Source organism: Enterobacter huaxiensis (assembly GCF_003594935.2).
Classification (GTDB): domain Bacteria; phylum Pseudomonadota; class Gammaproteobacteria; order Enterobacterales; family Enterobacteriaceae; genus Enterobacter; species Enterobacter huaxiensis.
On the sequence record NZ_CP043342.1, the window covers coordinates 3,377,348 to 3,400,312 of the forward strand.

General features: G+C 57.4%; 20 protein-coding genes. 8 read left to right on the forward strand and 12 right to left on the reverse strand.

Going from position 1 to position 22,965, the window contains the following annotated elements; all coding sequences use genetic code 11:
• Window positions 1–3: 3 nt before the first annotated feature.
• From sucA to sdhC, 5 genes are all read right to left on the reverse strand, one after another.
• Window positions 4–2,811 (reverse strand): 2-oxoglutarate dehydrogenase E1 component, encoded by a 2,808-nt coding sequence (gene sucA / locus D5067_RS16160; protein WP_119935048.1) that lies wholly within the window; start codon window positions 2,809–2,811, stop codon window positions 4–6.
• Window positions 2,812–3,080: 269 nt separating this feature from the next.
• The gene (locus D5067_RS16165; RefSeq protein WP_119935049.1) at window positions 3,081–3,797 is read right to left on the reverse strand and encodes a succinate dehydrogenase iron-sulfur subunit; all 717 of its coding nucleotides are present in this window, start codon (window positions 3,795–3,797) and stop codon (window positions 3,081–3,083) included.
• Between the two features lie 15 nt (window positions 3,798–3,812).
• A complete protein-coding gene (gene sdhA / locus D5067_RS16170) occupies window positions 3,813–5,579 on the reverse strand; it encodes a succinate dehydrogenase flavoprotein subunit (protein WP_119935050.1) in 1,767 nt (588 codons plus the stop codon).
• A complete protein-coding gene (gene sdhD, locus D5067_RS16175) occupies window positions 5,579–5,926 on the reverse strand; it encodes a succinate dehydrogenase membrane anchor subunit (protein ID WP_119935051.1) in 348 nt (115 codons plus the stop codon). Before sdhD ends, sdhA begins: the two co-directional genes overlap by 1 nt.
• Complete coding sequence (gene sdhC, locus D5067_RS16180; protein WP_020684965.1) at window positions 5,920–6,324, reverse strand: succinate dehydrogenase cytochrome b556 subunit; 405 nt, start codon at window positions 6,322–6,324, stop codon at window positions 5,920–5,922. The genes sdhD and sdhC overlap by 7 nt, the downstream gene beginning before the upstream one ends.
• A 639-nt stretch (window positions 6,325–6,963) precedes the next feature.
• Between sdhC and D5067_RS16185 the strand changes: the two genes are divergently transcribed.
• Window positions 6,964–8,247, forward strand: a complete 1,284-nt coding sequence (locus tag D5067_RS16185) for a citrate synthase (protein ID WP_119935052.1) — start codon at window positions 6,964–6,966, stop codon at window positions 8,245–8,247.
• Between the two features lie 100 nt (window positions 8,248–8,347).
• Here the strand turns inward: D5067_RS16185 and nei are convergent, their stop codons facing one another.
• The 7 genes from nei to D5067_RS16220 all read right to left on the reverse strand — a co-directional run bounded on the left by nei (window position 8,348) and on the right by D5067_RS16220 (window position 14,458).
• Window positions 8,348–9,139 (reverse strand): endonuclease VIII, encoded by a 792-nt coding sequence (gene nei, locus D5067_RS16190; RefSeq protein WP_119935053.1) that lies wholly within the window; start codon window positions 9,137–9,139, stop codon window positions 8,348–8,350.
• Between the two features lie 21 nt (window positions 9,140–9,160).
• Window positions 9,161–9,898, reverse strand: a complete 738-nt coding sequence (pxpA, locus tag D5067_RS16195) for a 5-oxoprolinase subunit PxpA (RefSeq protein WP_119935054.1) — start codon at window positions 9,896–9,898, stop codon at window positions 9,161–9,163.
• Complete coding sequence (gene pxpC / locus D5067_RS16200; RefSeq protein WP_119935055.1) at window positions 9,885–10,817, reverse strand: 5-oxoprolinase subunit PxpC; 933 nt, start codon at window positions 10,815–10,817, stop codon at window positions 9,885–9,887. Before pxpC ends, pxpA begins: the two co-directional genes overlap by 14 nt.
• Window positions 10,811–11,467, reverse strand: coding sequence for a 5-oxoprolinase subunit PxpB (gene pxpB, locus D5067_RS16205; RefSeq protein ID WP_119935056.1), 657 nt, complete (start codon window positions 11,465–11,467; stop codon window positions 10,811–10,813). Before pxpB ends, pxpC begins: the two co-directional genes overlap by 7 nt.
• Window positions 11,468–11,481: 14 nt before the next feature.
• Window positions 11,482–12,225 carry a type 2 GTP cyclohydrolase I gene (locus D5067_RS16210; RefSeq protein ID WP_119935457.1) on the reverse strand — a complete coding sequence of 248 codons (744 nt, stop codon included), beginning with the start codon at window positions 12,223–12,225 and terminating at the stop codon, window positions 11,482–11,484.
• A gap of 10 nt (window positions 12,226–12,235) precedes the next feature.
• Window positions 12,236–13,648, reverse strand: a complete 1,413-nt coding sequence (gene phrB / locus D5067_RS16215; protein ID WP_119935057.1) for a deoxyribodipyrimidine photo-lyase — start codon at window positions 13,646–13,648, stop codon at window positions 12,236–12,238.
• Window positions 13,649–14,251: 603 nt separating this feature from the next.
• Window positions 14,252–14,458 carry a YbfA family protein gene (locus D5067_RS16220; protein WP_028019445.1) on the reverse strand — a complete coding sequence of 69 codons (207 nt, stop codon included), beginning with the start codon at window positions 14,456–14,458 and terminating at the stop codon, window positions 14,252–14,254.
• Window positions 14,459–14,767: 309 nt separating this feature from the next.
• Here D5067_RS16220 and kdpF point away from each other — a divergent pair, with 309 nt between their 5' ends.
• The 7 genes from kdpF to speFL all read left to right on the forward strand — a co-directional run bounded on the left by kdpF (window position 14,768) and on the right by speFL (window position 22,937).
• Window positions 14,768–14,857 carry a K(+)-transporting ATPase subunit F gene (kdpF, locus tag D5067_RS16225; RefSeq protein ID WP_015386886.1) on the forward strand — a complete coding sequence of 30 codons (90 nt, stop codon included), beginning with the start codon at window positions 14,768–14,770 and terminating at the stop codon, window positions 14,855–14,857.
• Window positions 14,857–16,536 carry a potassium-transporting ATPase subunit KdpA gene (kdpA, locus tag D5067_RS16230; protein WP_119935058.1) on the forward strand — a complete coding sequence of 560 codons (1,680 nt, stop codon included), beginning with the start codon at window positions 14,857–14,859 and terminating at the stop codon, window positions 16,534–16,536. Before kdpF ends, kdpA begins: the two co-directional genes overlap by 1 nt.
• Window positions 16,537–16,554: 18 nt before the next feature.
• Window positions 16,555–18,603 (forward strand): potassium-transporting ATPase subunit KdpB, encoded by a 2,049-nt coding sequence (gene kdpB / locus D5067_RS16235; RefSeq protein WP_119935059.1) that lies wholly within the window; start codon window positions 16,555–16,557, stop codon window positions 18,601–18,603.
• 12 nt (window positions 18,604–18,615) lie between these two features.
• On the forward strand, window positions 18,616–19,191 hold the full coding sequence (kdpC, locus tag D5067_RS16240) for a potassium-transporting ATPase subunit KdpC (RefSeq protein WP_119935060.1): 576 nt from the start codon (window positions 18,616–18,618) through the stop codon (window positions 19,189–19,191).
• Window positions 19,192–21,879, forward strand: coding sequence for a two-component system sensor histidine kinase KdpD (gene kdpD / locus D5067_RS16245; protein ID WP_119935061.1), 2,688 nt, complete (start codon window positions 19,192–19,194; stop codon window positions 21,877–21,879).
• The gene (kdpE, locus tag D5067_RS16250) at window positions 21,876–22,553 is read left to right on the forward strand and encodes a two-component system response regulator KdpE (RefSeq protein WP_119935062.1); all 678 of its coding nucleotides are present in this window, start codon (window positions 21,876–21,878) and stop codon (window positions 22,551–22,553) included. The genes kdpD and kdpE overlap by 4 nt, the downstream gene beginning before the upstream one ends.
• Before the next feature lie 279 nt (window positions 22,554–22,832).
• Entirely contained in the window at window positions 22,833–22,937 is a 105-nt protein-coding gene (speFL, locus tag D5067_RS16255) for a leader peptide SpeFL (RefSeq protein ID WP_003858645.1), read from the forward strand.
• Window positions 22,938–22,965 lie beyond the last annotated feature (28 nt).

Genomic DNA, 22,965 nt, shown 5'->3' on the forward strand with positions numbered 1-22,965 from the left:
TAATTAATCGACGTTCAGCGCGTCATTGACCAGATCTTGTTGCTGCTTCTGGTGAACGGACATATACCCTACCGCCGGAGAGGCGGAGGCCGGGCGACCTGCGTAACGCAGGGCAGACCCAAATGGAATCACTTCACGGAAATGATGCTGGCTGCAGTACCATGCGCCCTGGTTGAGCGGCTCTTCCTGGCACCAGACAAAATCATGCACGTGAGCGTATTGTTTCAGTACTTCCTGCATCGCCTGATGCGGGAAAGGATAAAGCTGTTCGATACGCACGATGGCGACATCTTTCTGATCGTTCTTACGGCGCTGTTCCAGCAGGTCGTAATAAACCTTACCAGAACACATTACGACACGCTTGACACCCTTCGGATCCAGCTCGTCAACTTCGCCGATGGCCGGCAGGAAGGTGCCATTCGCCAGCTCATCCAGGCTCGAAACGGCCAGCGGATGACGCAGCAGGGATTTCGGCGACATCACCACCAGCGGACGGCGCATACCGCGCAGCGCCTGACGACGCAGCATGTGGTAAACCTGAGCCGGGGTAGACGGTACGCAAACCTGCATGTTCTGCTCGGCGCAGAGCTGCAGGTAACGTTCCAGACGCGCGGAGGAGTGCTCCGGGCCCTGCCCTTCGTAGCCGTGCGGCAGCAGCATCACCAGGCCACACATACGGCCCCACTTCTGCTCGCCGGACGAGATGAACTGGTCGATAACGACCTGAGCACCGTTGGCAAAGTCACCGAACTGCGCTTCCCAGATGGTCAGGGTGCGCGGTTCTGCCGTGGCGTAACCGTATTCGAAGGCCAGCACCGCTTCTTCAGACAGCACGGAGTCCCAGACCTTGAACTGGCCCTGACCGTTATGCACGTGCTGCAGCGGGGTGTAGGTTGAACCGTTAGACTGGTTGTGAACAACCGCGTGACGGTGGAAGAAGGTGCCGCGGCCCGCATCTTCACCGGACAGACGAACGGGAATACCTTCGTCAACCAGCGTTGCGTAAGCCAGGGTTTCCGCACCGCCCCAGTCGAACAGCTTCTCGCCTGCTGCCATGGACTGACGGTCACCGTAGATTTTCGCTACGCGAGACTGCATCTCGATAGCGTCCGGTACGGTGCTGATGCGTTTAGCCAACTCCTGCAGGCGCTTCATCTCTACCTTGTTCGGGTAGCTCTCATCCCAGTCGTGGTTGAGGTACGGTGACCAGGTAAAGGAGTGCATGTTCATTGGGCGCAGCTCTTTCACTACGCATTCACCCGCATCCAGCGCGTCGCGGTAAAGATTGACCAGCTCGGTCGCATCTTCCAGCGTCGCCACCTTGTCGCCTTCCAGCTTGTCAGCATAGATTTTGCGCGGCGTCGGGTGTTTTTTGATTTTCTGGTACATCAACGGCTGCGTTGCGCTTGGCTCATCCGCTTCGTTGTGGCCGTGACGGCGGTAGCAGAACAGGTCAATCAGCACGTCGCGTTTGAAGGTATTGCGGTAGTCCAGCGCCAGACGGGTGACGAAAGCAACCGCTTCCGGGTCATCCGCGTTCACGTGGAAGATTGGCGCCTGTACCATTTTACCGATGTCGGTGCAGTATGGCGTTGAACGTGCGTCCAGCGGGTTAGAGGTGGTGAAGCCCACCTGGTTGTTGATTACGATGCGAACGGTACCGCCTACTTCGTAACCACGCGCTTTCGACATGTTCAGGGTTTCCTGAACCACGCCCTGGCCGGTAATCGCCGCATCACCGTGAATGGTGATTGGCAACACTTTATTGCTGCTTGGCTCGTCCAGACGGTCCAGACGCGCGCGCACGGAGCCGATAACCACCGGGCTCACGATTTCCAGGTGAGACGGGTTAAATGCCAGCGCCAGGTGTACCTGACCGCCTTCGGTTTCGATATCAGACGAGAAGCCCATGTGGTACTTCACGTCACCGGTGCCGAGGTGTTCTTTATGCTTGCCCGCGAACTCGTCGAACAGGTCCTGAGGTTTCTTACCCAGCACGTTAACCAGCACGTTCAGACGACCACGGTGCGCCATGCCCAGTACCACTTCACGGGTACCGCTCTTGCCTGCGTGGCGAATCAGCTCTTTCAGCATTGGTACTAACGCATCGCCGCCTTCCAGCGAGAAGCGTTTTGCGCCCGGGAATTTCGCGCCGAGATAGCGCTCAAGGCCTTCTGCTGCGGTCAGTTCGCTGAGGAAACGCTTTTTCTCTTCAACAGAGAAGGTCGCGTGACCGGCCACGGATTCGATACGCTGCTGGATCCAACGCTTCTCTTCGGTGGAGGTAATGTGCATATATTCCGCGCCGATGGAGCCGCAGTAGGTCTGCTTGAGCGCATCAATTAGCTCGCCCAGCTTCATCGTGTCTTTGCCGATGGCAAAGGAACCTACGTTAAAGCTATCCTGGAAATCGGCCTCGGTCAGATCGTGATAAGCCGGATCGAGATCCGCTACACGGTCCTGCTGCCACAGTCCCAGCGGATCGAGATTCGCATGCTGGTGACCACGGAAGCGATAAGCGTTGATAAGCTGCAGGACTTTAACCTGCTTCGCATTGGTGTCAGGGTCGGAAATCGCAGAAGAGTAACGTGAGGCATCCTTCGCCAGACGGCGGAAATAATCACGTGTTTTGGAGTGGAATTGATCCGGTTTGACTCCCGTGCCAGGCAACTCCTGGAACATGGAACGCCAGTTTGCGTCCACTGAGTCAGGATCGGTTAAGAAGTCTTCATAGAGCTGTTCAATCCAGCTCTGGTTCGCACCAGAAAGGAAGGAAGAGTCCAGCCAGGCTTTCATTGCGCCGTTCTGCATCGTGATCCCTTAAGCATTTTTATGCTTACTTTCGCCGTAGAAACTACCACGCACACCACGTGTACGTGCCGGGGTTCACCTGCGAGCTCTTTTCATTTGGCCCGCGAAGGAACCTTTAGAAACTGTCTTAAGGGTTTCCCCTCACCCCGACCCTCTCCCGTGGGGAGAGGGGGAAGGTCGTCGGCAGTTTTTAAAGATTTCCTGCAATCTGTTCCCTCTCCCAGTGGGAGAGGGTTAGGGTGAGGGGAACAGCGCTCCCCTCTCACTACTTACGCACTGCGCTGCAGCAGCATCGACTTAATATGGCCGATGGCGCGCGTCGGGTTCAGCCCCTTAGGACACACACTGACGCAGTTCATGATGCTATGGCAGCGGAATACGCTGAAAGCGTCACTCAGTCCTTCCAGACGGTTATCGGTTTCGGTGTCGCGGCTATCGATCAGGAAGCGATAGGCAGCCAGCAGACCGGCCGGGCCGATGAACTTGTCAGGGTTCCACCAGAACGACGGGCAGGACGTAGAACAACATGCACAGAGAATACACTCGTACAACCCATCGAGTTTTTCACGCTGCTCAGGAGACTGCAGGTGCTCACGAGCGGGTGGATTTTGCCCATTATTCAATAAGTAAGGCTTAATCTTCTCATATTGTGCATAGAATTGCCCCATGTCTACCACCAAATCACGCACGACCGGCAGGCCTGGCAGAGGACGGATAACAATTTTCTGACCGGGACGCTGTAGCGCCGAAATCGGCGTGATGCAGGCCAGGCCATTTTTGCCGTTCATGTTCACACCGTCGGAGCCACAAACCCCTTCTCGGCAGGAGCGACGGAACGACAGTGTCGGATCTTTTTCTTTCAGCTGCATTAAGGCATCCAGCAGCATCATGTCGCGACCTTCTTCCGCTTCCAGGGTGTAATCCTGCATGTGCGGCGCGTCGTCTACATCCGGGTTATAACGATAAACTGAAAATTCGAGTTTCATTGTCCTGTCTCCGCATTAATAAGTACGAATCTTCGGCGGGAACGCCGGACGCAGTTTCGGTTCCATGTTGACGCTACGACGCGTCATGGACTCCGACTCTGGCAAATACAGGGAATGGCACAGCCAGTTTTCGTCATCACGATCCGGGTAGTCGAAGCGGCTATGTGCGCCACGGCTCTCGGTGCGGAAGTTTGCCGACACCGCAGTGGCGTAGGCGGTTTCCATCAGGTTATCCAGCTCCAGACACTCAACGCGCTGGGTGTTGAACTCGCTGGAAGTGTCGTCCAGACGGGCATTTTTCAGACGCTCGCGGATCGCTTTCAGCTGCTCAAGCCCTTTGGCCATCGCGTCACCCTCACGGAAGACCGAGAAGTTGTGCTGCATACATTCCTGCAGCGCTTTGCGGATTTCCACCGGATCTTCACCGTTGCGGTTACCGTTCCAGCGGTTGAGGCGCTCAAGGGAAGCATCGATTTCAGCATCGGTTGCGTCGCGCAGGTCGCCCTGCTCGGCAATGGATTCCTGCAGATGCAGACCCACCGCACGACCAAACACCACCAGGTCCAGCAGGGAGTTGCCGCCCAGACGGTTTGCGCCGTGTACCGATACGCAGGCGATTTCGCCAACCGCGAACAGGCCAGGAATGACCACATCTTCGCCCTGCTCGTTCACGGTCAGCGCCTGACCGGTCACTTTGGTCGGAATACCGCCCATCATGTAGTGGCAGGTTGGGATAACCGGAATCGGCTCTTTCACCGGGTCGACGTGGGCGAAGGTGCGGGACAGCTCCAGGATGCCCGGCAGTCGGGATTCCAGAACCTCTTTACCCAGATGGTCAAGCTTCAGCTTCGCGTGTGGACCCCATGGGCCATCGCAGCCGCGGCCTTCACGGATTTCGATCATGATGGAACGCGCCACCACGTCACGACCCGCCAGGTCTTTCGCATTCGGGGCATAACGCTCCATGAAGCGCTCGCCGTGTTTGTTCAGCAGGTAACCGCCTTCACCACGGCAGCCTTCCGTCACCAGAACACCCGCGCCGGCGATACCGGTTGGGTGGAACTGCCACATCTCCATATCCTGCACCGGCACGCCGGCGCGGATAGCCATACCGACGCCGTCACCGGTGTTGATGTGGGCATTGGTGGTGGACTGATAAATACGGCCTGCGCCGCCCGTTGCCAGCACGGTCGCGCGGGCTTTGAAGTAGACCACTTCACCGGTTTCAATGCACAGCGCGGTACAGCCGACGACGGCGCCATCGGCGTTTTTCACCAGATCCAGCGCGTACCACTCTGAGAAGATGGTAGTGTGGTTTTTCAGGTTCTGCTGATACAGCGTGTGCAGCAGCGCGTGGCCGGTACGGTCGGCCGCTGCCGCGGTACGTGCCGCCTGCTCGCCGCCGAAATCTTTCGACTGGCCGCCAAACGGACGCTGATAGATGGTGCCGTTTTCCAGACGGGAGAACGGCAGACCCATGTGGTCCAGCTCCAGAATCGCTTCCGGGCCGGTTTTACACATATATTCGATGGCGTCCTGGTCACCGATGTAATCGGAACCTTTTACCGTGTCGTACATGTGCCATTCCCAGTTGTCTTCATGGGTATTACCCAGCGCGACGGTGATACCGCCCTGCGCAGACACGGTGTGGGAACGGGTTGGGAACACTTTAGAGAGCAGCGCACAGGTCTGGCCGCTCTGGGAAATTTGCAGCGCTGCGCGCATACCTGCGCCACCAGCACCAATCACGACAGCATCAAATTCTCTGACTGGCAGTTTCATTACACACCCCACACCACAACGAATCCATAAATAACGTAAACCACCAGCGCAACAACAACGATCAGCTGCAGCGGAAGGCGAATTGCCAGCGGTTTAACGTAATCGGTCAACACCTGCCACATGCCAATCCAGGCATGGATAAGGATGGAGAACAGCGCCAGCAGGGTGAACACTTTGGTGAAGGCCGATCCGAAGAATCCACTCCAGATCTCCCACGTCAGCGTGCCGCTGGTCGCGAAGAAACCGATCATATAGATGATGTAAAGCGTGAGGACGATGGCGGTAGCGCGGACCAGAATGAAGTCATGTACGCCGTTGCGTCCTAATGCGGAGGCGTTGCTTACCATACGAGAACTCCTGCGAGAAGTGAAAGCACGACAGTAATCACAAATGAAATGTTAGCGGAGCGTTTCCCGGCTTCGAAGGTCTCTTCGAGGTAGCCAAAGTCCATCAGCATATGGCGAACGCCCACAACGACGTGGTACGCCAGCGCGGTCAGAATGCCCCACATGATAAATTTCACGAAGAAGCTGTTCATAATGGCTGAGGCCTGGAGGAATCCTTCAGGAGATGAGAGGCTGGTTCCCAGCAGCCACAGCAGAATACCGACCGCCACAAACGTAATCACACCCGACACACGGTGCAAAATGGACGCTATTGCTGTTACAGGGAACCGGATCGTTTTGAGATCCAGATTGACAGGTCTTTGTTTTTTCACATTTCTTATCATGAATAACGCCCACATGCTGTTCTTATTGTTTCCTTCCTCCGGACTGCGATGCGGGTCAAGCAGCGTTCCTTTTCTATAACTGCGCGTCATGCAAAACATTGCTTCCAAATGCTAAAACGACACGTTACAACGCTGGGTGGCTCGGGATTGCAGGGTGTTCCGGAGACCTGGCGGCAGTATAGGCCGTTCACAAAATCATTACAATTAACCTACATACAGTTTGTCGGGTTTTCTCTGGAACAGTGATCAGGGTCACGATAACAACATCTTTTTAATTTTTAATCATCTGATTTGACAAATGTTAAACAATATTGTTACAAACGTCATCAGAAAAGGCATATAATGCGCAAAAGTTATGAGGTCTTACTTTCACCTGACAAATAGTTATGTAACAGTGTGATGGTATTGACCGAAGTTATCAGGACAGTTATTAGTGATATACAGGTTTGAATAATTCGGACTGCAAAAACGCTGATTTGCTGTTGTTTCACTGATATTTCATTCGTTTACCTGCAAGGCGCCATAGCTCTGTACCCTGGTTTCTCCTCGCGAGCTGAGCGGCAAGCCAAATAACAATCTGGTAACGATGAATAACAGCTGAAGGCAAATCCGGTGAACCGCAGTCTTAAGCATAAGGCGCTAAGGAGACCGTAAATGGCTGATACAAAGGCAAAGCTCACCCTCGGTGGTGACACTGCTATTGAACTGGATGTGCTAAAAGGCACGCTCGGTCAGGATGTTATTGATATCCGTACGCTGGGTTCCAAAGGAGTTTTCACCTTTGACCCTGGATTTACCTCTACCGCATCTTGCGAATCCAAAATCACCTATATCGACGGTGACGAAGGTATCCTGCTCCATCGCGGCTTCCCCATCGATCAGTTAGCCACTGAATCCAACTATCTGGAAGTGTGCTACATCCTGCTGAACGGCGAAAAACCGACCCAGGCTGAATACGATGAATTCGTGACCACCGTGACCCGTCACACCATGATCCATGAGCAGATTACCCGTCTGTTCCATGCGTTCCGTCGTGACTCTCACCCGATGGCGGTCATGTGCGGCATCACCGGCGCGCTGGCGGCGTTCTACCACGACTCCCTGGACGTGAATAACCCACGTCACCGTGATATCGCGGCGTTCCGTCTGCTGTCCAAAATGCCGACCATGGCGGCAATGTGTTACAAGTACTCCATCGGCCAGCCGTTTGTTTACCCGCGTAATGACCTCTCCTACTCCGGTAACTTCCTGCGCATGATGTTCTCCACGCCGTGTGAAGAGTACGTTGTTAACCCGGTACTGGAACGCGCCATGGACCGAATTCTGATCCTGCACGCTGACCACGAACAAAACGCCTCAACCTCCACCGTCCGTACCGCTGGCTCTTCCGGCGCGAACCCGTTCGCCTGTATCGCAGCGGGCATCGCCTCCCTGTGGGGACCGGCGCACGGTGGCGCGAACGAAGCGGCGCTGAAGATGCTGGAAGAGATCAGCTCCGTTGAGCACATTCCTGAGTTCGTGCGTCGCGCGAAAGACAAGAATGACTCCTTCCGCCTGATGGGCTTCGGTCACCGTGTTTACAAAAACTATGACCCACGCGCGACCGTGATGCGTGAAACCTGCCACGAAGTGCTGAAAGAGCTGGGTACCAAAGACGATCTGCTGGAAGTGGCGATGGAGCTGGAACACATCGCGCTGAATGACCCGTACTTCATCGAGAAGAAACTCTACCCGAACGTGGACTTCTACTCCGGTATCATCCTGAAAGCGATGGGCATTCCGTCCTCCATGTTCACCGTAATCTTCGCTATGGCACGTACCGTAGGCTGGATTGCGCACTGGAACGAAATGCACAGCGAAGGCATGAAAATCGCCCGTCCTCGTCAGCTGTATACCGGCTACGAGCAGCGTGATTTTAAGTCTGATATTAAGCGCTAACAGGAGTTGGGTGCGGTCTGATGCCCTCACCCCGACCCTCTCCCACAGGGAGAGGGAGAAAACCTTAAAAAACGGTAACCTTTGGGTTACCGTTTTACTTTTATTTCTGACAGTGTGGACACCAGTAAAAAGGTCTCGAGGAGAGCATAATCCTGTCGATAATACCGCCGCACCGCTCGCACTTCTTCCCCGCCCGATGAAACACCTTGAACCGGAACAGCGCCCCGTGATGCTTGTTCTCATCCACCACGCCGCGCGTGTTGTACGACAGCCGCGGAATATCCAGCAGCGCGTGGGATAACGCATCGAGCTGTTCATCATTGAGCTGAGACGCCTTATGCTGCGCCGCCAGCCCGACTTCCCAGAGGATCTCTACCCGCAGATAGTTACCCAACCCGGCCAGAAAGGCCTGGTCGAGGAACAGGCCGGAAAACTGTCGATTGCGGAATTTAGGTGATAACAACCGGGCCTTCACGTCGCTCGCCGTCAGGCGCAGATCCAGCACGTCCGGACCTACCCGCTGCAAGAACGGGTGAGTGAGCAGCTGCTCCGGCGTTAACATTTCGATATCAGAGGCGCTATACAACAGGATGGCTTTATCCGCCGTTTGCAGCCTGACGCGCAGCACGCGCGTAGTTTGGAGCTGCTCATCCGCATCAACCACCCGCCAGACGCCGTAAAGCTGGTTATGGCTATATAACGTCAGGTTATGGGAAAAGTGGGTGAGCAAGGCTTTGCCTCGCGTTTCAATGTGGGTCACCGTCTGCCCCACCAGCTGGGATTCAAACGGCTTAAGCTGAGGAAAGGCAAACCAGACTTCCGTCAGGGGTTTGCCCTTTATCGCCGCCTCCAGGCTATCCGCCGCGCGGCGGATCTCCGGACCTTCTGGCATCTTTTTGTCCTTATTGTGATTTCAGGCGCTGACGCAAATACCCTGCTCCGCAAATGCCGCCCGCAAGCGGCGTGCGAACTGCAGCGCATGCTCGCCATCACCGTGTAAACAGACCGTGTCAGCCTTCACCGCCGCAGACGTGCCGTCAATCGCCGTGACGTGTCCAGAGCGAACCATCTCCAGCGTCTGCGCCAGCGCCCGCTCTTCATCGGGAATAAGCGCGCCCGGCTGCGGGCGGGGGACCAGACTGCCGTCCGGCTGATAGCCCCGATCGGCAAAGACTTCCTGCCGGGTGGTTAACCCCAGGCGCTCTCCGGCGCGAATCAGTTCGCTACCCGCCAGTCCGACCAGAATCAGCGCCGGATTGCAGTCCCGCACCGCACGGGCGATGGCGTCCGCAAGCGCCGGATCTTTTGCCGCCTGGTTGTAAAGCATGCCGTGCGGCTTCACGTGGCGCAGCACGCCGTTCTCAGCGCGAACAATCGCCTCCAGCGCGCCAATCTGGTAGAGCACCTGAGCGTAGACCGTCTCAGGCGGCAGATCCATCGCCGTGCGGCCAAAGTTCTCCCGGTCAGGAAAGCTCGGATGGGCGCCTATCGCGACGCCATTTTTAACGGCATTACGCACGCTTGTGAGCATGGTGGGCGCGTCGCCCGCGTGGAATCCGCAGGCAATGTTGACCGACGAAACCAATGTCATCAGTTCCGCGTCGGCGCTGCCGCCCTCACCCAGGTCGGCGTTTAAATCAATCTTTACCATCGAGCCTCCACGCCAGCTGCTCAAGATAACGCTGCTGATCCTGCCGGGCTTTCAGCGCCTCCTCAAGCGAACACTGCACGAAGTGAATCGGCTGCCCGAGAGGAATCTGCGCCAGGTGGTAACGATCGGCGTCGATAATGCAGGCAATACGCGGATAACCGCCCGTCGTCTGCGCATCGTTCATCAGAACAATCGGCTGCCCGTTGCCCGGCACCTGAATCACGCCCGGCAACAAACCGTGGGAAAGCAGTTCCCGGTCCGTCGTGCGCGACAGCGGCTGCCCCTGCAGACGGTAGCCCATGCGGTTGCTTTGCGGGCTGATCTTCCACGGCGAGCGCCAGAAGGACTCTTGTGAGGCCTCATCGAACTCATGATATTCCGGCCCCGGTAAGGCGCGGATGTGGTTTCCCCACAGCAGCTGCTTCACGCCCTGAGCCGTCGAAAAATGACGCGCTGAGGGTTTAATTGCCAGGCGATCGCCGTCGCGCAGCAGGCGTCCTTCATGACCGCCTATTCCCGCTTTCTGGTCAGTGCTGGATGAGCCCAACACCTCCGGCACGTCAATACCGCCCGCGACAGCAAGATAGCTGCGCACCCCGTGCAGGGGCCGCCTGAGCGTCAGACGCTGCCCGGCTTTTGCCCGCAGACGCCAGCCTGTCCACACCGCTTTGCCGTCCAGCGTAGCATCGCAACCGGCACCGGTCAGGGCAAACCAGGTTTCCTGACTAAACTCAATCACGCACTGGCCAAGGGTAATCTCCAGCGCTGCGGTGCTGCCGGGGTTACCCACCAGCACGTTGGCAATTTCAAGCGCAGGGCGGTCCAGCGCGCCGCAATAGCTCACGCCCGACTGCCGCATGCCAAAGCGGCCGGCATCCTGCACGGAGGTGTAAAGCCCTGCGCGTATAAGCGTTAACATACCCCCTCCTTCTGCGGGATAAAGCGCAGCGTATCGCCAGGGCGAAGGAGAATCGGTGCATCCTGCCCCGGTTCAAATAACGGCGTGGACGTGTGGCCGATCAGCTGCCAGCCGCCCGGCGACGCGAGCGGATAAATGCCGGTCTGTTCGCCGCCAATCGCTACCGTCCCCGCAGGGACGCTCAGGCGCGGTTCGGCGCGGCGCGGGGTATGCAGCTGCGGAGATAATCCCCCCAGATACGGAAAGCCCGGCTGGAACCCCAGGAACCAGACGATGTAGTCCACTGAACTGTGCAGTTCAACCACCTGTTTTTGGGTTAATCCGGCATGTTCAGCCACCACGCCCAGATCGGGCCCACTCGTTCCGCCATAAACAACCGGGATCTCAATGGTACGGGACGCCGGTTCCAGCGCCTCGCTCTCCTCCCACCAGCGCTGCAGACGTTCGATGGCGTCCAGCGCCAGCGTGTGCGGATTACGCAGCACCACGGTGACATTGTTCATTCCCGGAATGGCCTCAACCACTTCCGGAATATCGGCCAGACGCTGCGTCAGCCGCCAGATACGCTTCTGCGTGGCAAGCGTGACGGGCGGCTCCAGCTCCAGCACCACCGCGGTTTCACCCAGAAGATAACAACGCGCTCGCTGCACTTAATTACCTCTCATCAGGCCGGGTTAGGGATATCAATAAATGTCACATCCAGATCGGTATTTTCCGTCAGCCATTCGCTGAGGGCGCGAATACCGCCGCGCTCGGTGGCATGGTGACCTGCCGCGTAGAAATGCAGCCCCTGCTCGCGGGCCGAGTGAACCGTCTGTTCAGAGACTTCACCCGTAATAAACGCATCGACGCCAAAGCGCGCCGCGCTGTCGATAAAGCCCTGGCCGCCACCGGTGCACCAGGCCACACGCTTCACCGTATCCGGTCCGGTATCGCCGCACCACAGCGGGCGACGCCCCAGACGAGCCTCAATCCACGAGGCTAATTCCAGCCCCGGGACCGGCATCGCCAGCTCGCCCCACGGCACCAGCGGCTCGATTTCGCCCATCACGGCGATCCCCAGCAGCTGCGCCAGCTGTACGTTATTGCCCAGCTCCGGGTGCGCATCCAAAGGCAGGTGGTAACCGTACAGGTTGATATCATTTGCCAGCAGCGTTTTCAGACGATTGCGCTTCATGCCGCGAATAATGGGTGATTCGTTTTTCCAGAAGTAACCGTGATGGACGATGACCGCATCCGCTTCCTGACGCACGGCTTCATCCAGCAACGCCTGGCTTGCCGTCACGCCGGTGATAATTTTCTGCACCGTTTCACGCCCTTCGACCTGCAGACCGTTCGGGCCATAATCGCTAAACGAGGCGGCGTTAAGTTTTTCGTTAATCAGGCTTTCAAGTTCGCTATTTTTCATCATCACTCTCTTATGCTTTACGGGCGGCTTCATACGCCGCCAGCGTGGCGACGCGCGCCTGTTTGTGGTCGACTACCGGGCGAGGGTAATCGAGCGTCATGCCCTGTTTGTCGGCCCAGGCCCACGGGTCGTGGATCGCTTTGGCGGGAACATGCTTAAGTTCTGGCACCCAGCGGCGGATGAACTCGCCGTCAGCGTCAAATCGCTCTCCCTGGGTGGTCGGATTAAAAATCCGGAAATAGGGAGCGGCATCGGTTCCGGTAGAAGCGGCCCACTGCCAGCCGCCGTTATTCGCCGCAAGATCGCCATCGATCAGCTGAGAAATAAAATAGCGCTCCCCGGCGCGCCAGTCGATAAGCAGATCTTTCACCAGAAAGCTGGCGGCGATCATCCGCAGGCGGTTATGCATCCATCCGGTTTCGTTAAGCTGGCGCATGGCGGCATCCACGATCGGGTAGCCCGTTTGCCCGGTTTGCCAGGCGTTAAGCTGCTCATCATTCGTTTGCCACTTTACCTTTTCAGTCCAGCGGATGAAGGGACGATGTTTACATAAATCAGGGTGATACGTCATCAGATGGCGGTAGAACTCGCGCCAGATAAGCTCATTCAGCCAGACAGAACCTGCGCCACCGTCCAGCGCCTGCGGCTGCTCCGCCAGCAGACGGTGCAGACACTGGCGCGGTGAGAGCACGCCCAGCGCTAAACAGGCCGATAAACGGCTCGTGCCTTCAGTCGCAGGGAAATCACGACGCGCTTCGTAGTCAGCGGCTCCCTGCCTGCAGAAGTGGCGCAGCTGAGCGATCGCCGCCTTTTCACTGGCGGGAAATAACGTTTCATCAAACGGCTGCTGCGGGTAATCAAAATTCAGCTCCGGCAAATCGGCTATTGCCTCACCCCTGACGGCGGGTGCGGCAACGCACTCCGGCAGCGCCTCTTTCAGGCGTTTAATGAAGGCATTTTTAAACGGCGTAAAAACTTTATACATCTCGTGGCTGCCGGTCATTACGCTGCCCGGCGCCAGCATCACGCTATCGTCAAACCCTTCGCAAACTACATCCTCAAGCATCTTATCCAGCTGACGATCGCGCTGCTGCTCGTTGAATTCATACTGGTAGTTGTAGAAAAGATGCGTGACGTCGTGCTCCCGACACGTCTCCTGCACCGTCTGCAGCTGCGCGGCAAAATCCCGCACCTCTTTGTAGATCAGCGGTATGCCCTTTTCGGCGAGCGTTTGCTGCAAATCATTCAGGTGCGAGAGGAGATAAGCCGCCTGCCGTGGCGCCATATCATGCTGCTGCCACTGCTCAGGCGTGGCGATAAACAGGGCCAGCACATTAGCGTTTTTGGCGCGGCAGGCGGCCGCAAGGGCGATGTTGTCTTGAATGCGTAAATCCGCACGAAACCAAACCAGATGGGTGGGCATAAAACTCCAGGCAATTGTCCATTATGTCCGTAAGGGCATGCCGCTAAAGGAAAAAGGCACGCTTTTAAATGTACTTTGCCATGAAGTGTAGACGCGATGAAATAAAAAAGGCCGCCCGAGGCGGCCTTAACGCTACTTGTCCTGCGCTGTCATGGCAAAAGCAACGAACACATTCGGTTCATCGCTCTTTACAACGAGTACGCTGGCGACAATGAACGCGATGCAAAAATAGCGTTTCATTATGCGGTCCCTGCTGCTAACCGCTCCACCGTTCACCACCGGTGATAAGTCGGTGGACACAAGCTCTGACGAGAGCCTGACTTACGGTTGTGGTAACACCTCTCCCGGGACCGGTGCCCATGTGCGAGATGGCGGAAAGGGACGCCGCATAATAGTTGGCCCGGGCGTAAAACGTAATCCACTGAAAGGATGTTTAAGAATATATTTAGGGAGTTGCAGTTTGATTACTCAAGGACCCGATATATGCTTGTAAGCCTCTGACGAGGGCTTGAAGTTCACCCAACGGACCGCGAATCCCGAGGGACAAAAAAACCGCCACATTGCTGATGGCGGTTTTTTTATTGCTGTGTGTAATCTTTCTTTTTAGTAGAAATCGCAGGTCGCTTTCTCGGCCTGATCCATCCACACCGGTTTCTCGCTGGTTTTCGCCCAGACGCGGTGCAGATAGCTGTAAAAACGTGCACGATCTTTCCAGAAAAGCATTACCGGCAGTGCCAGCACGCCAGCCACTACGGCGAAGGTGCGGCGCATGAAAACGATATGAGCCGGAAACTCTTTATAAAGATCCATAATTTTCTCCCCTATAGTTGGCCGGAAACGTCATCCGGAAAATTCAAAATCTGTGACCTGGCTAAAATAATATCGCTTTGTTTGTAATTTTACTACTCATCCGACCACTTATTTTCATCCATTTAGTGAATATTTACATTCCCGCCGTAATTAAGTTACAAGAAAGTTAACAGTTTACTTATCAATAGTTAAATTGTGGGCTTAGCCATTTTTATACTTTTTTTACACCCCACCGCCTGATTTTTGCGAAATCTTTGCGCCGTAAATCCTACCGTTAGCACAAATACAAATGTCACCCGGAGGTGGATTGTGAGTGCAGGTCTGATTACCGGCATCGTGCTGGTGTTCCTGTTGCTGGGTTATCTGGTTTATGCCCTGATTAATGCGGAGGCATTCTGATGGCTGCTCAGGCGTTTTTGCTTATTGCCAGCTTTTTACTGGTACTGTTCGTGCTGGCAAGGCCCTTGGGCGCCGGGCTGGCGCGAATGATTAACAACGTGGCGCTGCCCGGTACGGCAAGTGTTGAAAAAGGGATCTGGCGCATTCTGGGAACCCGCGATTCGGAGATGAACTGGCGTCAGTATCTGATGGCGATTCTGCTGCTGAACATCGTTGGCCTGTTTGCCCTCTTTGCCATGCTGATGCTTCAGGACCGTCTGCCGTTCAACCCACAGCAGCTGCCGGGCCTGTCCTGGCACCTGGCGCTGAACACGGCCGTGAGCTTCGTCAGCAATACTAACTGGCAGTCTTACGCTGGCGAAACCACGCTCAGCTATTTCAGCCAGATGGCCGGGTTAACCGTGCAGAACTTCCTCTCTGCGGCGAGCGGTATTGCAGTGATCTTCGCCCTGACCCGCGCGTTTGCCCGTCAGAACGTCAGCACGCTCGGCAATGCCTGGGTCGATTTAACGCGCATTACCTTGTGGATCCTGCTCCCCCTTTCGCTGCTTATTGCGCTGTTCTTTATCCAGCAGGGCACGTTGCAAAACCTGCTGCCCTATGCGCCTTACACCTCGCTTGAAGGGGCGAAACAGCTCCTGCCGATGGGGCCCGTGGCCTCGCAGGAAGCTATCAAGATGCTCGGGACTAACGGCGGCGGGTTCTTTAACGCGAACTCTTCCCACCCGTTTGAAAACCCAACGGCGTTAACCAATTTCGTACAAATGCTGGCGATCTTCCTGATCCCTACCGCGCTCTGCTTTGCCTTTGGCGACGTGGTTAACGATCGCCGCCAGGGCCGCACCCTGCTGTGGGCAATGTCGATTATCTTCGTGGTCTGCGTGGCGCTGGTGATGTGGGCCGAATGGAACGGCAACGGCCACTTCATGCAGCTTGGGGCTGACAGCAGCATCAATATGGAAGGCAAAGAGAGCCGCTTCGGCATTCTTGCCAGCAGCCTGTATGCGGTGGTGACAACGGCAGCCTCCTGCGGGGCGGTGAACGCCATGCACGACTCCTTTACGGCGCTCGGCGGCATGATCCCGATGTGGCTGATGCAGATTGGCGAAGTGGTGTTTGGCGGCGTCGGCTCGGGCCTGTACGGCATGCTGCTGTTCGTGCTGCTGGCCGTGTTTATCGCCGGGCTGATGATTGGCCGCACGCCTGAGTATCTCGGCAAAAAAATCGACGTACGTGAGATGAAATTAACCGCACTGGCGATTCTGGTCACGCCTGCCCTCGTGCTGCTCGGCACCGCGCTGGCGCTGATGACCGAGGCCGGACGCGGCGGCATCTTTAACCCCGGCATCCACGGCTTTAGCGAAGTGCTTTACGCCGTCTCTTCCGCCGCCAACAACAACGGCAGCGCGTTCGCGGGCTTAAGCGCCAACTCGCCTTTCTGGAACTGTCTGCTGGCGTTCTGCATGTTCGTGGGTCGTTTCGGCGTAATCATTCCGGTTATGGCTATCGCTGGCTCTCTGGTGAGTAAAAAAATTCAACCTACTACCACCGGTACCTTGCCAACACACGGCGCGCTGTTCACCGGGCTGTTGATCGGGACCGTGCTGCTGGTCGGCGCCCTGACCTTTATCCCCGCCCTCGCGCTAGGCCCGGTCGCGGAAACCCTCTCTTTACGCTGATTTTGCGGAGAATTTGTCATGAGTCGTAAACAACTGGCCCTGCTCGAACCGTCGTTAGTTCGTCAGGCCCTCATGGATGCGGTGAAAAAGTTAAGCCCGCGCGTTCAGTGGCATAACCCGGTAATGTTTATCGTCTGGATTGGGAGCGTGCTCACCACCGTACTGGCAATTGCCATGGGGACAGGTCACCTTTCCGGAAATACAATGTTTACCGCGGCCATCAGCCTTTGGCTGTGGTTTACCGTGCTGTTCGCCAACTTCGCCGAAGCCCTGGCGGAAGGCCGGAGTAAAGCTCAGGCCAACAGCCTGAAAGGGGTAAAAAAGACCGCATTTGCCCGCAAGCTGCGTGAGCCAAAATACGGCGCGCAGATGGACCACGTTCCGGCAGACGAGCTGCGTAAAGGCGACGTGGTGCTGGTCGAAGCCGGTGACATTATCCCGTGCGACGGGGAAGTGATTGAGGGCGGCGCATCGGTAGACGAAAGCGCCATCACCGGGGAATCCGCGCCGGTGATTCGTGAATCCGGCGGCGATTTTGCCTCCGTGACGGGCGGGACGCGTATTCTCTCCGACTGGCTGGTGATTCAGTGCAGCGTCAACCCGGGCGAAACCTTCCTTGACCGGATGATCGCCATGGTGGAAGGCGCACAGCGTCGTAAAACGCCGAACGAAATTGCCCTGACCATTTTACTGGTCGCCCTGACCATCGTCTTTCTGCTGGCAACCGCCACCCTGTGGCCGTTCTCGGCCTACGGCGGTACGGCAGTCAGTACCACCGTACTGGTTGCCCTGCTGGTGTGCCTGATCCCCACCACCATCGGTGGCCTGCTGTCCGCCATCGGCGTAGCCGGGATGAGCCGTATGCTGGGCGCGAACGTCATCGCCACCAGCGGACGCGCCGTTGAGGCCGCCGGAGACGTCGACGTGCTGCTGCTGGATAAAACCGGGACCATCACGCTGGGCAACCGTCAGGCCTCTGACTTCTTACCTGCACCGGGCGTGGATGAAAAAACGCTGGCAGACGCGGCGCAGCTCTCCTCTCTGGCCGATGAAACCCCGGAAGGCCGCAGCATCGTGATTCTGGCTAAACAGCGATTTAACCTCCGCCAGCGCGACGTGCAGAGCCTGCACGCTACCTTTGTTCCATTCACCGCCCAGACCCGCATGAGCGGAATTAACATTCAGGACCGGATGATCCGCAAAGGCTCCGTGGACGCTATTCGCCGTCATATCGAGGCTAACAGCGGCCATTTCCCGCCCGAGGTGGACAAGCTGGTTGAAAGCGTCGCGCGTCAGGGGGCAACCCCGCTGGTCGTGGCGGAAGGTTCAAACGTGCTGGGCGTGATTGCGCTGAAGGATATCGTTAAAGGCGGCATCAAAGAGCGCTTTGCGCAGCTGCGCAAAATGGGGATCAAAACGGTGATGATCACCGGAGATAACCGTCTGACCGCCGCCGCTATTGCCGCCGAGGCGGGCGTGGACGATTTTCTCGCCGAGGCAACGCCGGAAGCCAAGCTTGCATTGATTCGCCAGTATCAGGCAGAAGGCCGCCTGGTCGCGATGACCGGCGACGGCACCAACGATGCCCCCGCCCTGGCGCAGGCCGACGTGGCGGTGGCGATGAACTCCGGCACGCAGGCGGCTAAAGAGGCGGGCAACATGGTTGACCTCGACTCTAACCCGACCAAGCTGATTGAAGTGGTGCACATCGGCAAACAGATGCTGATGACGCGCGGTTCGCTGACCACGTTCAGCATTGCAAACGACGTGGCGAAGTATTTCGCCATCATCCCGGCGGCGTTTGCCGCCACCTATCCGCAGCTGAACGCGCTGAATGTGATGCATCTGCACTCTCCGTCATCGGCCATTCTTAGCGCGGTGATCTTTAACGCCCTGATTATCGTCTTCCTCATCCCGCTGGCGCTGAAAGGGGTGAGCTATAAGCCGCTGACCGCCGCGGCCATGCTGCGCCGCAACCTGTGGATTTATGGCCTTGGCGGGCTGGTTGTTCCCTTCATTGGGATCAAGGTTATCGACGTGCTGTTGACCCTCTTCGGGCTGGTTTAAAAGGTGAATCAAATGACGATGTTACGCCCCGCTATACTTCTGTTTATTCTGATGTCGCTGATAACCGGCGGGCTTTACCCGCTGGTGACGACGGCGCTCGGCCAGTGGTGGTTCCAGGACCAGGCCAACGGCTCGCTGATAATCCAGAACGGCGAGAGCCGGGGCTCGCGCCTGATTGGGCAGAACTTTACGGACGCACGCTACTTCCAGGGGCGCCCTTCCGCCACCGCGGAAAGCCCGTATAATCCGATGGCATCAGGCGGCAGCAACCTGGCGGGCAGCAACCCGGAGCTGGATAAAGCCGTTGCGGAACGCGTTGCCGCCCTGCGCGCCGCCAACCCGCAGGCCAGCCGCGAAGTGCCTGTTGAGCTGGTCACCGCCTCGGCAAGCGGGCTGGACTATAGCCTGACGCCGGAAGCCGTGGCATGGCAAATCCCGCGCGTGGCCGCTGCCCGCCAGCTGACGCTCGAACAGGTCAGCCAGCTGGTGGCAGAACACACGCAAAAGCCGCTGGTCAGCTTCATCGGCATGCCGGTAGTGAACATTGTTGAGCTGAATCTGGCGCTGGACGCGCTAAGGAAAAACTAAATGACCGACGAGCCCATGCGCCCGGATCCGGACAGGCTGCTCGAACAGACGGCTGAAGCCCATCGCGGCAAACTGAAAATTTTCTTCGGCGCCTGCGCGGGCGTCGGGAAAACCTTCGCCATGCTGACGGAAGCCCAGCGGCTTCGGGCGCAGGGGCTCGACATTCTGATCGGCGTGGTGGAAACCCACGGGCGTAAGGAGACGGCATCGCTGCTAAAGGGGCTGGCTACCCAGCCACCCCGGCGCATCAGCCACCGCGGTCGGTTAGTCACCGAATTCGATCTCGATGCCGCCCTCGCCCGCCGTCCGGCCCTGATCCTGATGGACGAACTGGCGCACAGCAATGCGCCAGGCTCGCGTCATCCGAAACGCTGGCAGGACGTGGAAGAGCTGCTGGAAGCCGGCATCGACGTGTTCACCACCGTTAACGTTCAGCATCTGGAGAGCCTGAACGACGTGGTGAGCGGCGTTACCGGCATTCAGGTGCGGGAGACGGTGCCCGATCCCTTCTTTGACTCCGCCGATGAGGTGGTGCTTGTCGACCTACCGCCCGACGACCTGCGCCAGCGCCTGCATGAGGGCAAAGTCTATATCGCAGGCCAGGCCGAACGCGCCATCGAACATTTCTTCCGCAAAGGCAACCTGATTGCCCTGCGCGAGCTGGCCCTGCGCCGTACCGCCGACCGCGTTGATGACCAGATGCGCGCCTGGCGCGACCTGCAGGGGCAAGAGCGCGTCTGGCACACGCGGGATGCCATTCTGCTGTGTATTGGCCACGGCAGCGGCAATGAGAAACTCATCCGTACCGCCGCCCGGCTCGCCGCGAAATTTGGCAGCGTCTGGCACGCGGTGTATGTCGAGACGCCGCAGCTTCACGCCCTGCCGGAAAACCAGCGTCGCGCGATCCTGAGCTCGCTGCGGCTGGCGCAGGAGCTGGGTGCGGAAACCGCCACGCTCTCCGACCCGGCAGAAGATAAAGCCATTCTGCGCTACGCGCGCGAGCACAACCTGGGCAAAATTGTGATTGGCCGTCGCCAGCACCGCCGCTGGTTTAGCCGCGAATCGTTCGCGGACAGGCTGGCCCGCCGCGCGCCGGATCTGGATCTGGTGATCGTGGCGCTGGACGACAAGCCCACGCTCCTGCCCAACCGCGCGCCGGACGCCCGCGCCTTCGGTGATAAATGGCGAATTCAAATCCGAGGCTGCCTTGTCGCCGTCGTGCTCTGCGCCCTGATTACCGTGATTGCCAGCCAGTGGCTGATTGCCTTCGACGCCGCCAACCTGGTGATGATTTACCTGCTCGGCGTGGTCGTGGTGGCGCTCTTTTACGGACGCTGGCCGTCCGTGCTGGCGACGGTTATCAACGTGGTCAGTTTCGATCTTTTCTTCATTGCTCCGCGCGGTACCCTCGCGGTATCCGACGTGCAGTACATTCTCACGTTCGGCGTAATGCTCACCGTCGGGCTGGTGATCGGGAACCTGACGGCGGGCGTTCGCTACCAGGCGCGGATTGCCCGCTATCGCGAGCAGCGCACGCGCCATCTGTATGAGATGTCCAAATCGCTGGCGGTCGGCCGTACGCCGCTGGATATTGTCCAGACCAGCGAGCAGTTTATTCGCTCCACTTTTCACGCCAGTAACCTCATCCTGCTTCCGGACGAGCATGGCACGCTTCGCCCCCTCACCTCCGCCACGGGAATGACGCCCTGGGATGAGGCCATCGCGCGCTGGAGTTTTGATAAAGGCCTGCCTGCGGGCGCGGGCACAGACACCCTGCCCGGCGTGCCGTATCAGATCCTGCCGCTGCGCAGTGCGGATAAAAATCAGGGGCTGGTCATCGTCGAGCCGTCAAACCTGCGCCAGCTGATGATCCCCGAGCAGCAGCGCCTGCTGGAGACCTTTACGCTGCTGGTTGCCAGCGCGCTGGAGCGCCTGGCGCTGACCGCCAGTGAAGAGCAGGCGCGGCTGGCAAGCGAGCGCGAAAGTATCCGCAATTCACTGCTGGCGGCGCTTTCTCACGACCTGCGCACGCCCCTCACCGTTCTGTTTGGGCAGTCCGAAATCCTGACGCTGGACCTGGCGGCCGAAGGGTCAAAACACGCGATGCAGGCCAGCGAGATCCGCCAGCACGTGCTTAACACCACGCGCCTGGTGAATAATCTGCTTGATATGGCACGCATTCAGTCAGGCGGGTTTAACCTCAAAAAAGAGTGGCTTACGCTTGAAGAAGTGGTGGGCAGCGCCTTAAAGATGCTGGAGCCGGGCCTGGGTGGCCGCCACATTGCGCTGAATATGCCTGATCCGCTGACGCTCATCCACGTCGATGGGCCGCTGTTCGAACGCGTGTTGATCAACCTGCTGGAAAATGCGGGTAAATACGCGGGCGCAAAGGCACACATTGGCGTGAATGCCTCGGTGGAAAATCAGGTGCTGCTGCTGGACGTCTGGGATACCGGGCCGGGCATTCCTGCCGGGCAGGAGCAGGCTATTTTTGAGAAATTCGCGCGCGGAAACAAGGAGTCAGCCATTCCCGGCGTTGGGCTGGGGCTGGCGATTTGCCAGGCCATCATCGAGGTGCACGGTGGAACGATTTCGGCAGAAAACCGTCCGGAAGGCGGGGCGCGTTTTTGTGTTAAACTTCCACTCGATGCGCCACCAGAACTTGATGAATTACCAGAGGATTTGTGATTAACGTCCTGATTGTTGAAGATGAACTCGCCATTAGCCGATTTCTGCGCGCCGCGCTGGAAGGCGACGGCCTGCGCGTTCATGATGCGGGCACGCTTCAACGGGGGTTAATTGAGGCCGCCACGCGTAAGCCGGATCTGGTGATCCTCGATTTAGGGCTGCCGGACGGTGACGGTATCGATTTTATCCGCGAAGTTCGCCAGTGGAGTCAGATGCCGATTCTGGTGCTCTCGGCCCGAACCGAAGAGACGGATAAAATCGCCGCGCTGGACGCCGGGGCGGATGATTACCTGATCAAACCTTTTGGCATTGGCGAACTGCAGGCCCGGCTTCGCGTGGCCCTGCGCCGACACAGTGGAACAACGCCTTCCGACCCGGTGCATACTTTTGGTGACATTCGCGTCGACCTTGCGGCGCGACGAATCGCGCGTGGAGAAGAAGAGATCCATCTCACGCCCATTGAGTTTCGTCTGCTCGCTGTACTGCTCAACAACCACGGCAAAGTCCTCACCCAGCGCCAGCTGTTAAGCCAGGTCTGGGGCCCTAACGCCGTCGAGCATAGTCATTATTTACGCATTTATATGGGCCACCTTCGCCAGAAACTCGAAGCCGACCCCGCGCGCCCGCGCCATTTATTAACCGAAACCGGTATCGGTTATCGGTTTATGCTGTGAATAACTATTCACTTTTATTTTTTATTAAATCTAAAAACATCGGCAAATATTAACTTCTTCTCGCTGGCCCGTTATTATCCCGCCCATTTTCGTCGCCATTAAACATTCCAAAAACAGACTATTAACATAACACCCACAAAACAGCGTTTTGATCTGCGATATGCACTCCTGACGACTAATTATTTCTGAAATGATCGGTTAACGGTGATCTTCTTCACAGTTAATCATCCTTTCATGGATAAAATGACCATGCTTTCAATTACTGAAAGGAATTTAAGCATGGAAAACAATAATCGTTTAATGCCCCATATAAGGCGAACAACGCATATCATGATGTTTGCCCACCGCAACTGCTTTGACTTTCATCTCTTTAACGCCCGGTAGTCCTTCGACTTCTGGCGCATCCGCTCAC